Annotated in this window: 12 protein-coding genes; 8 read left to right on the forward strand and 4 right to left on the reverse strand. The window is 70.4% G+C overall.

Annotation, left to right across the window (positions count from 1 at the left end):
• Positions 1-4: 4 nt before the first annotated feature.
• Entirely contained in the window at positions 5-1,696 is a 1,692-nt protein-coding gene (locus MIAR_RS03355; protein ID WP_285631280.1) for an FAD-dependent oxidoreductase, read from the forward strand.
• Positions 1,693-1,965: a metal-sensitive transcriptional regulator gene (locus MIAR_RS03360; protein WP_285631282.1), complete on the forward strand. Its 273-nt coding sequence runs from the start codon at positions 1,693-1,695 to the stop codon at positions 1,963-1,965. The genes MIAR_RS03355 and MIAR_RS03360 overlap by 4 nt, the downstream gene beginning before the upstream one ends.
• Positions 1,966-1,982: 17 nt before the next feature.
• Here MIAR_RS03360 and MIAR_RS03365 read toward each other — a convergent pair whose 3' ends face one another.
• Genes MIAR_RS03365 through MIAR_RS03375 form a run of 3 tightly spaced genes read right to left on the reverse strand, consistent with a single transcriptional unit; the run spans position 1,983 to position 5,249 of the window.
• Entirely contained in the window at positions 1,983-2,603 is a 621-nt protein-coding gene (locus MIAR_RS03365; RefSeq protein WP_285631285.1) for an NADPH-dependent F420 reductase, read from the reverse strand.
• A complete protein-coding gene (locus MIAR_RS03370) occupies positions 2,600-3,820 on the reverse strand; it encodes an FAD-dependent monooxygenase (protein ID WP_285631289.1) in 1,221 nt (406 codons plus the stop codon). The genes MIAR_RS03365 and MIAR_RS03370 overlap by 4 nt, the downstream gene beginning before the upstream one ends.
• A 37-nt stretch (positions 3,821-3,857) precedes the next feature.
• Entirely contained in the window at positions 3,858-5,249 is a 1,392-nt protein-coding gene (locus tag MIAR_RS03375; protein WP_285631292.1) for an MFS transporter, read from the reverse strand.
• A 147-nt stretch (positions 5,250-5,396) separates the two neighbouring features.
• On the opposite strand from MIAR_RS03375, the gene MIAR_RS03380 reads away from it, so the two are divergent.
• Positions 5,397-6,362 carry a LysR family transcriptional regulator gene (locus MIAR_RS03380; RefSeq protein ID WP_285631295.1) on the forward strand — a complete coding sequence of 322 codons (966 nt, stop codon included), beginning with the start codon at positions 5,397-5,399 and terminating at the stop codon, positions 6,360-6,362.
• Between the two features lie 10 nt (positions 6,363-6,372).
• Here the strand turns inward: MIAR_RS03380 and MIAR_RS03385 are convergent, their stop codons facing one another.
• Positions 6,373-7,155 carry a GntR family transcriptional regulator gene (locus tag MIAR_RS03385; protein ID WP_285631298.1) on the reverse strand — a complete coding sequence of 261 codons (783 nt, stop codon included), beginning with the start codon at positions 7,153-7,155 and terminating at the stop codon, positions 6,373-6,375.
• A gap of 159 nt (positions 7,156-7,314) precedes the next feature.
• Between MIAR_RS03385 and MIAR_RS03390 the strand changes: the two genes are divergently transcribed.
• The 5 genes from MIAR_RS03390 to MIAR_RS03410 are packed head-to-tail and all read left to right on the forward strand — an operon-like array spanning position 7,315 to position 13,706.
• Positions 7,315-8,520 carry a metal-dependent hydrolase family protein gene (locus MIAR_RS03390; RefSeq protein WP_285631301.1) on the forward strand — a complete coding sequence of 402 codons (1,206 nt, stop codon included), beginning with the start codon at positions 7,315-7,317 and terminating at the stop codon, positions 8,518-8,520.
• Between the two features lie 53 nt (positions 8,521-8,573).
• Complete coding sequence (locus tag MIAR_RS03395) at positions 8,574-10,181, forward strand: ABC transporter substrate-binding protein (RefSeq protein ID WP_285631304.1); 1,608 nt, start codon at positions 8,574-8,576, stop codon at positions 10,179-10,181.
• A gap of 44 nt (positions 10,182-10,225) precedes the next feature.
• Positions 10,226-11,239 carry an ABC transporter permease gene (locus MIAR_RS03400; protein WP_285631307.1) on the forward strand — a complete coding sequence of 338 codons (1,014 nt, stop codon included), beginning with the start codon at positions 10,226-10,228 and terminating at the stop codon, positions 11,237-11,239.
• The gene (locus MIAR_RS03405; RefSeq protein ID WP_285631310.1) at positions 11,236-12,033 is read left to right on the forward strand and encodes an ABC transporter permease; all 798 of its coding nucleotides are present in this window, start codon (positions 11,236-11,238) and stop codon (positions 12,031-12,033) included. Before MIAR_RS03400 ends, MIAR_RS03405 begins: the two co-directional genes overlap by 4 nt.
• Complete coding sequence (locus tag MIAR_RS03410) at positions 12,030-13,706, forward strand: dipeptide ABC transporter ATP-binding protein (RefSeq protein ID WP_285631313.1); 1,677 nt, start codon at positions 12,030-12,032, stop codon at positions 13,704-13,706. The genes MIAR_RS03405 and MIAR_RS03410 overlap by 4 nt, the downstream gene beginning before the upstream one ends.
• Positions 13,707-13,771 lie beyond the last annotated feature (65 nt).

Here is a 13,771-nt window from a genome sequence, read left to right on the forward strand (position 1 = left end):
ACGCATGCGGGTGATCATCATCGGCGGCGTCGCAGGCGGCATGTCCGCAGCGACCCGCCTGCGCCGCCTGGACGAGACGGCCGAGATCATCGTGATCGAGCAGGGCGACCACGTCAGCTTCGCCAACTGCGGCCTGCCCTACTACGTGGGCGGCGTGATCGCCGACCGCGACGCCCTGCTCCTGCAGACGCCCGCGTCGCTGCGCTCGCGCTTCGAACTCGACGTGCGCACAGGTCACCGCGCGGTGGCCATCGACCGGGATGCCAGGACCGTCAGCATCCAGGACCTGTCGACCGGACATGTGACGGACGAGCACTACGACCACGTCGTGCTCGCCACCGGTGCCGTGCCGCGCGACGCGCTCGCATCGGCCGAGGGCGGGCCGGTCGTGTCCACCCTGCGCACGATCGACGATGTCGACCGCATCACTCTGGCTCTGGCCGACCTGCCGGAGGCCGGCCGCGCGGTCGTCGCAGGCGGCGGGTTCATCGGGCTCGAAGCCGTCGAGAACCTCGTGCACCGGGGCCTCGCGGTCACGCTCGTGCAGCACGGCGGGCATCCGCTCAGTCCTCTCGACCCGGAGATGGCCTCGCTCGTCGTGGACGAGCTGACCACCCGCGGCGTGGATCTGCGCACGCACAGCTCCGTCGAGCTGCTGGATGCCGACGGCGTGCACCTCGACGACGGCACGGTCGTCGCCGCCGACATCGTCATCGACGCCAGGGGCGTCCGTCCCGCGGCATCCCTCGCCGTCGACGCCGGCCTGGCGCTCGGGCCCACCGGCGGCATCGCGGTCGACGCGCTGCAGCGCACCGACGACCCGCGGATCCTCGCCGTCGGCGACGGCGTCGAGAAGATCGACGCGCTCTCCGACGAGCCGACGCTCGTCACCATGGCAGGGCTCGCCAACCGGCACGGCCGCACCGCGGCCGACGCGATCGCCGCCGCCGAGGGACTGCTCGAGGCTGCTCCCGCAGACGCCGTGCCCACCCTCGGCACGGCGATCGTCGGCGTCTTCGGGCTGGCCGTCGCGATGACCGGCTGGAGCGAGAAGCGGCTGAGGGATGCCGGCCGCGCGCATCGCGTGATCCACGCGCATCCCTCCGACCACGCCGGCTACTACCCGGGTGCGGAGCGGCTGAGCATGAAGCTGCTCGTCGACCCCGCGACCGATCTGATCCTCGGCGCACAGGTGATCGGGCGGCGCGGAGCCGACAAGCGCATCGACGTGATCGCCACGGCCATGCACGCGGGGCTCACCGCCTCGCAGCTGAGCAGGCTCGAGCTCGCCTACGCGCCGCAGTTCGGCTCGGCCAAGGACCCGGTCAACATGCTCGGCTACATCGCCGACAACGCCGCGACCGGACTGACCGACAGCATCCAGTGGCACGAGGTCGATGATGCCGTCGCAGCCGGTGCCACCGTGATCGACGTGCGCACCGCCGCCGAGCACGCGGCGGGGGCCATCGACGGCGCGCTGAACATCCCGGTCGACGACCTGCGCGCGCACCTCGGCCGCCTGCCCGCCGGCGAGCTGATCGTGCACTGCCAGGTCGGCCAGCGCGGGCACACCGCCGTGCGCCTGCTGCGTCAGCACGGCCGGTCGGCGCGCAACCTCGACGGCGGGTATCTCACCTGGTCCGCCGGAACGCGGATGCTCGCCGCGTCCCGCCCGAGCATGAAGGAGCCCGCATGAGCACCGCACCCGACGACGAGATCCGCAAGGTCGTGAACCGCCTCAAGCGGGCGCGCGGCCAGCTCACCGCCGTGATCGACGCGATGGAGACGGACGCCGACTGCCGCGATGTGGTCATCCAGCTCGCGGCAGTCGGCAAGGCCATCGACCGCGCCGGCTTCGCGGTGATCGGCACCGCACTGCGCCACTGCGTCGCGGACGGGGAGGACGCCCGGGAGGGGGCGCCGACGATGGAGGAGCTGCAGAAGCTGTTCCTCACCCTGGCCTGAGGGGACCGGGCGCGCGATCACTCCAGCAGCGTGAACCCCGACTCGTAGCGCGTCCGGCCCAGCGCCGCCATGATGATCTGCAGGAAGCCCATCGCCTCGAGCTCACGGGCGCGGGTCAGCGGTCCGACGTCGACGGCGCGCATCCCGGCGGCCTCGATCAGCGCGGCGACGCTCATCTTGGCATCCGCATAGTCTCCCGCGTACAGCACCGTGGTGCGGGTCGTGCCGTTGGTGCCGCTGACCAGGGTGTCGCCGAGGTTGACGTTGAACGCCTTCACCACCGCCGATCCCTCGGGCAGCAGCTTCGCCAGCTCGGCCGCGGTGGACGAGTCCGCGGGGGAGCGCAGCCGGTCGTAGGTGGAGAAGTCGATCGGGTTGCTGATGTCGATCACGACCTTCTCGCTGAGCTGCTCTCGATAGTGCTCCAGGATGCCCGCGTACGCGCCGTACGGGACGGCGAGCACCACGAGGTCTCCGGTGAGCTCGTCGCCCATGACGCCGTACTCCAGCCCGGGCCGGGCAGCCGACGTGCTGGTCGCGCTGCGCTTGATGATCTGGATGCCGGCCCCGGCGCGGGAGGCGACCTCGGCGATCGCCCCGCTCATCTTGCCGCTGCCGATGATGCTGATCGAAGTCATGCGACCTGAACCCTCCTGAATCGAGCGAGTGCCTGTTCGGCGACCTTGTGCGCGTCGTAGTCGAACACCGCGCTGCGGCGGAAGTCGCGCCCGACGCGGATGTCGGCGTCGCGCTTGCGCAGGTTCTCGAACTCGTACTGCGCGTCGAACATCGCACCGGCGCGGCGCGAGCCGTTCTGCAGGATCGCCGTGCGCTGCATGCGCACCGCGGTGTAGCGACGGAACGCCTCCGGGATGTCGGCGACCGTGTCGGCGGCGGCGAGGAACGTGGCGAGCGCCATGCTGTCCTCGATCGCCTGGCTGACGCCCTGGCCCTGGTGCGGCAGCATCGTGTGCGCCGCGTCGCCGAGCAGTGTGATGGGCCCGCGCGACCAGTTGGTGAGCGGCTCGTGATCGAACAGCCCCCACCAGAACGTCTTGTCGATCAGGCTGATGAAGTGCTGCAGTCGCGGGTCCCATCCCTCGCCCGAGAACTCCGCGGCGAGCTCGCTCACCTCGGCCGGACCCGACCAGGCACCCTGGAGCGGCCTGTCGCTCGGGATACCGGCGACGAAGTTGAACAGCCTGCGCTGCTGCAGCGGGTAGGCCATGAAGTGGCGGCTGTTCCCCATCCACACCTGGCTGATCATCGGCCAGTCGGCCGGCAGGCGCGACGCGTCCATGACTCCGCGGTAGACGAGGTAGCCCGAGTAGACGGGTTCGGGATGCTGACCCACGGCGCCCCGGACGACGGAGTGGATGCCGTCGGCGCCGACGACGGCATCGAAGACGTCCTCGGTTCCGTTCTCGAACTCCACCCGCACACCCGATTCGAGCTTCTCCACCGACTTCAGCCGGTGGCCGAGCCGGATCGACTGCGGGTCGACGTCATGCGCGAGCGCGTCGATGAGGTCGGGCCGGTACATCCCGATGTTCTGGTACTGCCGGGCCGAGTCCTCCCAGGCGGCATCGGTGACCATGTTCCCCATGGCATCCAGGTAGACGCCGTGCCCGTCGGGGACGGCTCCCGACCCCCGGACGCGCTCGAGCACGCCGAGCCTGTCGAGCACCCGCGCGGCGTTCGGGGCGACGGTCACCCCTGCCCCGACCTCGCCCAGCCGGCTCGCCTGCTCGAACACCGTCACGTGCACTCCCGCGATCCTGGTCAGGGCGATGGCGGCGGTGAGGCCGCCCATCCCTCCGCCGATGATCGCGATCCTTGTGCTGCTGTCTACCATTGCTTCTCCTTGACTGACGTGCGTGCCGGGGCGGGCCTCATCGCGTTCCTGCGAACTGGCCGGCGACCTCGCCTGCGGGCGCGGCGGATGCGAAGACCGTGGCTCCGACGGCCTGCTCGTCCTCGTTGTCGGGGCCGAGTGCGATGCCGCGGCGATCGCGCAGGCACAGCGTGGCGCCGGCCCCCAGCAGGGTGGCGAGCAGCAGGTAGGCGGAGACCGCCGCGGTGGTGCCGGTCGCGCCCAGCAGCATCTGGGCGATCATCGGCGCGAACGCCCCGCCCAGCACCGCGCCGATCGCGTACGTGATCGAGACGCCCGAGAAGCGGATGGATGCCGGGAAGATCTCGGCGTACCACGCGGCCAGCGGTCCGTAGGTGAGGCCGAGACCCGTCGAGATCAGCAGCAGCGCCACGTAGAGTCCGGGAAGTCCGCCGGCGTCGACGAGCCAGAAGACCGGGAAGACGATGACGGCCTGCAGGCCGAAGCCGATGAGGAAGGTGCTCCGCCGGCCGATCGCGTCCGCGAGGTATCCGGCCAGCAGCGTGGAGAAGAACCACACGACGGCGGCGAAGACAGCGGCGAGCAGCACCGAGGTGGTCTCGAGGTGGCCGACGCTGATCGCGTAGCTGTTCAGGAAGCCGCCGGTGGTCATGTAGCCGAGGGTGCCGTTGCCGACGAACACGAGGGCCGCGAGGAGCACGAGGTGCCAGTGGCGCCGGAAGAGAGTGACGATCGGCAGGCCGGCCTGCTTTCCGCGCTCGGCGATCTCGGCGAACACCGGGCTCTCCTCCACGGAGCGGCGGATCACGAAGCCCACCACGATCAGCACGATGCTCACCAGGAACGGCACGCGCCAGCCCCACTGCAGGTAGGCCTCGCCGGGGGAGATCACGCCCGTCATCAGCGCGGTCATGCCCGACGCCAGGAGGAATCCCAGGGGCACCCCGAGCTGCGGCCAGGAGCCGGCACGGCCGCGCCGGTCGGCGGGCGCGTGCTCCACGGCCATCAGCACCGCGCCGCCCCACTCGCCGCCGGCGGACAGGCCCTGCAGGATGCGGAGCAGGAGCAGCAGGACGGGCGCCGTGATGCCGATCTGCGAGTAGGTGGGGAGCGTGCCGATGAGAGTCGTCGCCACGCCCATCAGGACCAGGGTGACGACCAGCATCGCCCGCCGTCCGATGACGTCGCCGAAGTGGCCGGCGAGGAAGGCGCCGAGCGGGCGGAAGAGGAAGGAGATGCCGACCGTCGCGAACGACAGCAACAGCGCGATCTCCTTGCCCGCGGGCTCGAAGAAGAGCTGGGCGAACACCAGGCCGGCGCTGGTGGCGTAGATGAAGAAGTCGTACCACTCGATGGTCGTGCCGATGATGGTCGCGAAGGCGATACGGCGCTGCGAGGCGCGCTTTCCTGGGGCGGAGGAGGTGGTCATCGTTGTCCCTAACGTCATTGTCATCGCCCTCCGGGTGAGGGCTGGGATGCGGGTTTCTCCCATCGTGCGGCGCGCAGGACTGCGTGTAAATCACAGTTATTCGCGGATATAGTTCGATTCGACTGAAGAATCGGAGAAGGAGTCGCCGTGGTCGATGTGAGCCTGAGGCAGCTGGAGCTGTTCGCCGCGCTGCCCCATTTCCCCACGCTCAGCGCGGCCGCCGCACACCTGCACATCTCGGAGTCGGCGCTGTCGCAGGCCATCACGAGCCTGGAGAACGCGGTGGGCGAGCAGCTGTGCGTGCGGCGCAAGGCGAGGGGGCTCACGCTCACGCCGACTGGCCAGGACTTCGCCCGCCGGGCGAGGCAGATCGTCGCGGAGACGCATGAGCTCGTCCTCGGTGCGGGGCGGGAGCAGGAGCTGCAGGGGCCGGTGCGGCTCGGATGCTATTCGAGCTTCGCCACCAACGTCGTGCCCGAGCTGCTCGAGGGGTTCCCGAAGCGGCATCCGGGGGTGACGATCGAGATCATGGTCGGCACTAACGAGGAGCTGCTCTCCGCGCTCGAGGCGGGCCGGCTGGACGTGGCGCTCGTGTACGACGTGTCGCTCCCCGTCGGATACCGGCGTCGCCGGATCTACGCGACCGAGCTCGAGGCGCACCTGCATCCCGAGCATCCGCTCGCGGCGCACGCCACCGTCGACCTCGCGGAGCTGGCCGACGAGCCCTACATCCTGTACGACGCGACGCCCGGGATCCGCAACGTGACCGACGCGTTCACCGCGCGCGGTCTCGAGCCGCGGATCGCGGCGAAGGTCACCCAGATCATCCTCGTCGAGGCTCTCGTGGGGCGCGGCCTCGGCTACGGGCTGCTCATGTCGCGCCCGAACGCGCTCCCGATGAGCTCGGAGGGGCGGCCCATCGTGATCCGCCCGTTCGACCCGCCGGTGACGGTGTCGCACGTGGTGGGGATCTGGCCGGCGGACATGAAGCTCACGCCGCGTGCGTCGGCGCTGCTCGACTTCGCCGTGGAGAAGCTCGGCGGCTACGGACGTGCGGATGCCGCGGGGGTCCCGGGGGTCTCCGCGGAGGCGACCGGGTCCCTGCCCGGCTGAGGGCTGCGCGTCAGCGCGGTCCGATCTTCCACGGCTCCTTCACGGAGCGGATGAACGAGTAGGTGACGAGGTCGCGGTGATGCACCTCGCGGGAGTACGAGATGCGCTTGCCGCTGAGCGATGCGCCGACGATCGTCCACATCTTCGCGACCTCTCCCTCCGGCTGCTCCAGATGCGCGGCCTCCTCGGCCGTGAGGGCCGTGACGCCGGCGGAGACGACCTCCCACGCGATGGCCTCGGACCAGAGGTCCTGCGCGATGTCGAAGACGGGGCGGGTGGGGTCGATGAACGGTCGCTCCATGCCGGCGGGGAGCGGCAGGATGTACTCGCCGACCATCGCAGGGATGTCGTCGGCGTACCAGCGCAGCCGGATGTGCGCGCCGACCGGTTCGATCTGCGGATGCAGCAGAGCGGCGATCTCGTCCGGGATGGGCTCGAAGGATGCCGAGAGCACCTCGACCGAGGGGGTGTACCCCATCCGGGCCAGGATGTCGCCGTACTCGACGCGCGCCTCGAAGCGGGCGCTCAGCCGCAGGAGCAACGGGTCGATGGTCGTGGCGGCCCCTTGGCGGCGGACGACGATGCCCTGGTTCTCCAGATCGGCCAGTGCATGGCGGATCTGCTGCCGGGTGCATCCGAGCGCCTCGGCGAGCCGGTGCTCGCCGGGCAGAGTGCTGTCGGAGGCGACCGCCTCGCGGACGTGCCTCAGCACGCCGCTGAGGATGCGTTCGCTGTCGGTCAGCGGGGTGCGCGTCCTGCGCTCGCTCCACGCGCCCATCGTGCCGTCGGTCATCGCCGTCCCCCTGCTCCAGGCAAGCATATTCGGCCCGGGGCCGTCAGTCGCCACCATCGTCACAACTAGTCAACAAGTTGCGTAATGATCGACCAAACCTATCAACAAGTGGGCGGAGATCTGCTAGCGTCAGTCAACCCGCACACGGAGGAGTCAGCAGTGACCACGACGGACAGCATCCGAGGTATCCCTCTCTGGGACGGCCATGCCTACCGCGGGGCGAGCAGCCTCGAGTGGTCGGGCGATCGCATCGAGGCGGTCGAGTCCCACGACGAGGTGCTCGACGGGTACAGCGTCATCCCCGGTCTGATCGACACGCACGTGCACCTGGGCGCCTACTCCGGCTCGGGCCGGGCCGACTGGTCGTCGTGGCCGCTCATCACCCCGTGGGAGGAGCAGGTCTTCCACATCGCCAACAACGCGCAGAAGGCCGCCCGCGCGGGCGTGACCACCCTGCGCGACCTGTCCGGCGACGAGCGGCAGCTGGCCGTGAAGCGCGCCTTCGACGAGGGCATCCAGCAGGGTCCACGCATCCTGGTGCACGGCGCCGTCGGCATGACCGCCGGGCACGGCGACCTGTTCATCCCGCCGCACTACCCGCACCGCGGACGCACCGCCGACAGCCCCGACGAGTGCCGCAAGCTCGTGCGCGAGTACGCGCGCATGGGCGCCGACGGCATCAAGATCTTCACCACCGGCGGCGTGCTCTCCATGGGCGACAAGGTCGGCTGGCGCAACCAGACGCTGGACGAGATCCGCGCGACCATCGACGAGGCGCACGCGCTGAGCATGCCCGTCGCCGCGCACAGCCACTCCGCCGAGGGCAACGAGATCGCCCTGTCGGTCGGGGTCGACTCCATCGAGCACGGCACCGGCCTCGAGCCCGACCAGTGGGATCGCCTCATCGAGCGGAACATCTCGGTCGCGCCGACGCTGCTCATCAACGACGCCATCGCCGACGGCCGCGTCGCGGTCGGCGAAGAGGCCCAGGCGAAGGCGAAGGATGTCGTCGCCTACCGCGACTCCCTGTTCGGCGACGCCGGCCGCGCAGGCATCCGCTTCGTCCTCGGCACCGACGCGAACGGCGTCTTCGTGCAGTTCGGCGACCAGATGGAGGAGGTGCGCCTGATGGCGCGGATGTTCGGCTGGACCGCCGAGCGCGCGCTGCGCGCCGCCACCTCCGACGCCGCCGACGTGGTCCGCATGTCCGACCGCATCGGTTCGCTCGCCCCCGGTCACGGAGCCGACTTCGTCGTGCTGCGCGGCCGGCCCTGGGAGGACATCGAGGACCTGAGGCTCGAGAACATCGTCGCCGTCGTGTCACGAGGTCGTCTCGTGCACGGCGAGCTGCCCACCGCAGGCTGACCGCCTGCCTGAATCCGCTGTACCCGAAACTGCTGGACTCTGAGAGGAAGATCGTGAACATCTCGACACGACATGCATCCGCACGCTGGGCCGCGGCCCTCGGCGCCGCCGCCCTCGGCGCCGGTCTCCTTGCCGGCTGCTCCGCCGGCAACGGCGGGGGCGGGGGCGGTGGCGGCACCACCAAGGACGAGCTGTACATCGCCGTGCAGGACGACCCGGTGTGCCTGGACCCGCAGCAGGTGACCCTGACCACCGCACTGAACATCGGGCGGCAGCTGGTCGACTCCCTGGTCGATCAGAACCCTGAGACGGGCGAGATCGTGCCCTGGCTCGCCAAGAGCTTCGAGGCGAACGACAACCTCACCGAGTTCACCTTCACACTGCGCGACGACGTCACCTTCAGCGACGACTCGAAGCTGACGCCCGAGACCGTGAAGGCGAACTTCGACGCCCTCGCCGCCCTCGGAAGCACCGCCGCGCTGGCGTCGCAGTACCTGGCCGGCTACCAGGGCACCACGGTCGTGGACGCCTCCACGGTCAAGGTCGCGTTCGCCGAGCCGAACGCGCAGTTCCTGCAGGGTGCCAGCACCATCACGCTCGGCCTGCTCTCCGACAAGTCCGCCGCGATGACCGCCGAGGAGCGCTGCCAGCACCCGGTGGGATCCGGTGCGTTCGTCCTGGACAGCTACACCTCCAACGACTCCGTCGTCGTCACCGCCCGCAAGGGATACGACTGGGGCTCTCAGCTGCGCACCCGCAAGGGCGACGCCGCGGTCAAGAAGATCACCTTCGCCGTGACGCCTGAGCCCGGTGTCCGCACCGGCGGTCTGCAGACCGGCGAGTTCGACATGATCCTGGACCTGCCCGCGGCCGACGAGAAGCGCTTCGGCACCGATCAGTACGAGATCTACGCGCGCGCCAACCCTGGCGTCCCGCATTCGCTGGTGCCGAACACCGACCGCCCGATCGTCTCCGACCCGGCCGTGCGCGAGGCGATGATCCTCGCCACGAACCGCGCCGAGATCAAGGACCTCACGGGTTCGAGCAAGGTTCCGGCGGCGACCGGTGTGCTCAGCTCCGCCACCCCGTCGTTCCTCGCCCAGAAGGACGCGCTCGCGTACGACCTCAAGGGCGCGGAGAAGCTGCTCGACGACGCGGGCTGGAAGGCCGGGGCCGGCGGCATCCGTGAGAAGGACGGCACCAAGCTGTCCGTCTCGGTGACGGCGTTCTACGGTCAGGACGTGCTCGAGGCCACCCAGGCGCAGCTGGCCAAGGCCGGGATCGACCTGAAGATCAACATGGTCACCGCCGGCGACTTCTTCGGCGCCGTCGCATCCAAGGACTTCGACTTCCTCGGCGCCGGCCTGACGCGCACCGACCCCGACGTGCTGCGGGTGATGTTCTCGTCCGCCTCCAAGGCGCGCTGGGCCGTGGTCACCGACCCCGAGCTCGACGAGCAGCTGGCCGCGCAGGCCGAGACCGCCGACCCGAAGGCGCGCACCGCCATCCTGGAGGACGTGCAGAAGCACATCGTCGAGAAGGCGTACCTCGTGCCCCTGCTCGAGGTCGCGCAGGTGCACGCCTCGCAGAAGGGCGTCTCCGGCGTCGAGTTCGACTCCTCGTCGCGGATCATCCTGCACGACGTCACTGTCAAGGGCTGAGCCGGACACGGCGGGAAGGTGATCGGGATGACGGGAGCGAAACCGTGAATGCGACGCTGCGCGTGCTGCGCTACATCGCACCGAAGCTGGCGCAGTTCGTCTTCGTGGTGCTCGCGACGTACACCGTCGTGTTCCTCCTGATCACCTTCCTTCCCGGCGATCCTCTGCTCGCGGCGCTCGCCAGCAAGAGCGGCGGGGACACGATCGTCGACCCGGAGGTGCTCGAGCGGCTCCGGCAGCAGTACGGTCTGGCCGGCACCCCGTGGGAGCAGTACTGGCATCGCCTCGGGATGCTCGTGCAGGGCGACCTGGGCATCTCGATCGCCACCGGTCAGCCCGTGGCGACGATGATCGCGCGGACCCTGCCGAACTCGGTGGAGATCGCCCTCATCGCCCTCGTGATCGCGATCGTGATCGCCGTGCTCTTCACGTTCCTCGCCTTCATCGCCCCGGTGCGCTGGCTGCGCAACCTGCTGCTGCAGATCCCGCCGTTCGGAGTCGCCATCCCGGCGTTCCTGACCGGTCTGCTGCTGATCAGCTTCTTCTCCTTCACGCTCGGCTGGCTGCCGTCCTCGGGCAGCCGCCAGCCGGGCAGCGCCATCCTTCCGGCGGTCACCCTGGCTCTGCCGGTCGGGGCCATCCTGTTCCAGGTGTTCTCGGCGGCCGTGCTCGAGGCGCAGGCGAGCCAGCACGTGTTCACCGCGGTGGCCAAGGGCGTGCCGCCGTGGCGGATCTTCACCGCGCACCTGCTGCGCAACGCGCTGCTGCCGACGATCACCGTGCTCGGCCTGACCATCGGTTACCTCGCGGCGGGCACCGCCGTGGTCGAGACGGTGTTCTCGCGCGACGGCATCGGGCGGATGACGGTGAACGCCGTGCTCGCCCGTGACATCAACGTCATCCAGGGCATCGTGCTGATGATCGCCGCGGTCTACGCGACCGTGAACCTCGTGGTCGATCTGGCGTACGGCGTGATCGACCCCCGCACGCGGCGCTCCGGACGCCGGGCCGCGCGCACCGTGCAACCCGCGGATGAGCCGAAGGAGGTCGCCGCATGAGACTGCTCCGTCAGCCCGGATTCGTGATCAGCCTGCTCGTGCTGCTGCTGGTCGCCGTCGCGATCGTCGCGCCCTCGCTGCTGTCCACCCACGACCCCTACCTCTCGGTCCCCAAGGACCGGCTGCTGCCGCCCAGTGCCGAGTACCTCTTCGGAACCGACAACCTCGGGCGGGACCTGTACTCCCGTGTGGTGCACGGCACGGCGCTCTCCATCGTCTCGGCTGCGCTCGCGGTGGCGGTCGGCGTCGTCGTCGGCGGGTTGGTGGGGCTGGCATCCGGATTCCTCGGCGGCCCCGTCGACTTCGCGATCATGCGGGTGGTCGACGTGCTCGTCGCGATCCCGGGCATCCTGCTCGCCCTCATCGTCGTCGCCACTCTCGGCTTCGGTCCGGTCTCGATCGGGCTCGGCGTCGGCCTGGGCGCCGCCGGCAGCTTCGCCCGCGTGATGCGCTCGCAGGTGCTGCGGGTGCGCAACGAGGAGTACGTCGAGGCGGCGCGCACCCTCGGCGCGCGCGTGCCCGCCGTGGTGTTCCGGCACGTGCTGCCCAATGCCGCGCGCCCCGTCATCGCCGTGGCCGCGCTCGAGCTGGGCACGGCCATCCTGGGCGTCTCGGCGCTGACCTTCCTCGGCTTCGGCGCCCCGCCGCCCGCACCCGAGTGGGGCGCGCTGTCGGCTGCCGGACGGGACTTCATCGCCGCGCAGCCGTGGCTCAGCATCATCCCGGGTCTCGTGATCCTGGCCGTCGTGCTGGCCGTGAACCGCGTGGCGCGAGCGATCGGAGGCGAGCGATGAGCGGGGCTCTGCTGCAGGTGGACGGCCTGCGCGTCGACTACAGCACGCGCGGACGCTGGAAGGAGGTCGTCCACGACATCTCCTTCGAGGTGCCGGCGGGCAAGGTGGTCGCACTGGTCGGCGAGTCCGGCTCGGGCAAGTCCACCGTGTCTCAGGCGCTCATCCGCCGTCTTCCCGAGAACGGCCGGATCACGGGCGGCTCCATCCGCTTCGCCGGCAACGATCTCGTGCGGCTGCCGGAGCGCGCGCTGCGGAAGATCCGCGGTGCGCAGATCGGCTTCGTGCCGCAGGACCCCGGATCGTCGCTGAACCCGCTCATGCGCGTGGGCGAGCAGATCGCGGAGACGCTGCGCATCCACCGGCGGATGCCGCGCGCCGCCGCGGCCGCGCGCGCCGTGGAGATCCTCGACGAGGTCGGCATCCCGCAGCCGGCGCTGCGCGCCTCGCAGTACCCGCACGAGCTGTCCGGCGGCCTTCGTCAGCGCGCCCTGATCGGGATCGCCTGGGCGTGCGGACCGCAGTTCGTCATCGCGGACGAGCCGACCAGCGCCCTCGACGTCACGGTGCAGCGGCACGTCCTCGACCAGCTCGACGAGCTCGTGCAGCAGCACGGCACCGCCGTGCTGCTGATCACCCACGACCTGGCCGTCGCCGCCGATCGCGCCGACGAGATCATCGTGATGTACCAGGGCGAGATCGTGGAGCGCGGCGCGACCGCCGATGTGCTGAACGCGCCGGCGCACGAGTACACCCGGCGCCTCGTCGCAGCGGCTCCCGGCCTGCGCGAGGGGCGGCTGGCTCCGCAGGTGCAGGTGGGCGAGGAGAGCGCGCTGTTCGCGACCTTCCGCGAGCGGGTGGCCGCGCAGGCGGGCTCCTCCGCGCCCGAGGCGCGCGCCGAGAGCATCCTCGAGGTGCGAGGCCTCGGCAAGACGTACGGCGTTCGCGGCGGATCGTTCCTCGCCGCCGACGACGTGTCCTTCGCGGTCCCGCGGGGGAGGACGCTGTCGATCGTGGGCGAGTCGGGTTCGGGCAAGACCACGAGCGCCCGGATCGCAGCGCGGCTCGTGCAGCCGGATGCCGGCACGATCCTGCTCGACGGCGAGGACATCACCCGTGCCACCGGTGAAAGCCTGCGTCAGCTGCGCCGCCGGATGCAGGTGGTGTACCAGAACCCGTTCGCGTCCCTCGACCCGCGGATGACGGTCGAGCGGATCGTCGCGGAGCCGCTGCGGTCGTTCCGCGTGGGGGACCGCTCTTCGCAGCGCCTGCTGGTCCGCGAACTGCTCGAGAGGGTGCGCCTGTCGTCGGAGCTGGCGGATCGGCGTCCCGGCGAGCTGTCGGGTGGTCAGCGGCAGCGCGTGGCGATCGCCAGGGCGCTCGCCATCGGCCCCGAGCTGATGATCCTCGACGAGCCCGTCTCGGCACTGGACGTCTCCGTGCAGGAGCAGATCCTGCAGCTGCTGGTCGACCTGCAGGCCGAGTTCGGGCTGAGCTACCTGTTCATCTCGCACGACCTGGGCGTGGTGCGGCAGATCTCCGATCGCATCGTCGTGATGCAGAAGGGGCGGGTCGTCGAGAGCGGCGACGCCGCCGACGTGCTGGGAGCCCCGGCGCACGAGTACACCCGCGAGCTCATCGCGGCCATCCCCGGCAGCAGCGCGGTCTCCGGCTGACCCGGGACTGTTCCGGGACGTGTGAGGCCCCTGCCGATCGGCAGGGGCCTCACGCGTCCGGAGAT

The organism is Microbacterium arabinogalactanolyticum (assembly GCF_030268005.1).
Classification (GTDB): Bacteria; Actinomycetota; Actinomycetes; order Actinomycetales; family Microbacteriaceae; genus Microbacterium; species Microbacterium arabinogalactanolyticum.

Bases quoted from the DNA above. Each gene is read 5' to 3' on its own strand.
- MIAR_RS03355 (WP_285631280.1), top strand. From the start codon at position 5: ATGCGGGTGATCATCATCGGCGGCGTCGCAGGCGGCATGTCCGCAGCG.
- MIAR_RS03360 (WP_285631282.1), top strand. From the start codon at position 1,693: ATGAGCACCGCACCCGACGACGAGATCCGCAAGGTCGTGAACCGCCTC.
- MIAR_RS03365 (WP_285631285.1), bottom strand. From the start codon at position 2,603: ATGACTTCGATCAGCATCATCGGCAGCGGCAAGATGAGCGGGGCGATC.
- MIAR_RS03370 (WP_285631289.1), bottom strand. From the start codon at position 3,820: ATGGTAGACAGCAGCACAAGGATCGCGATCATCGGCGGAGGGATGGGC.
- MIAR_RS03375 (WP_285631292.1), bottom strand. From the start codon at position 5,249: ATGACCACCTCCTCCGCCCCAGGAAAGCGCGCCTCGCAGCGCCGTATC.
- MIAR_RS03385 (WP_285631298.1), bottom strand. From the start codon at position 7,155: ATGACCGACGGCACGATGGGCGCGTGGAGCGAGCGCAGGACGCGCACC.
- MIAR_RS03405 (WP_285631310.1), top strand. From the start codon at position 11,236: ATGAGACTGCTCCGTCAGCCCGGATTCGTGATCAGCCTGCTCGTGCTG.
- MIAR_RS03410 (WP_285631313.1), top strand. From the start codon at position 12,030: ATGAGCGGGGCTCTGCTGCAGGTGGACGGCCTGCGCGTCGACTACAGC.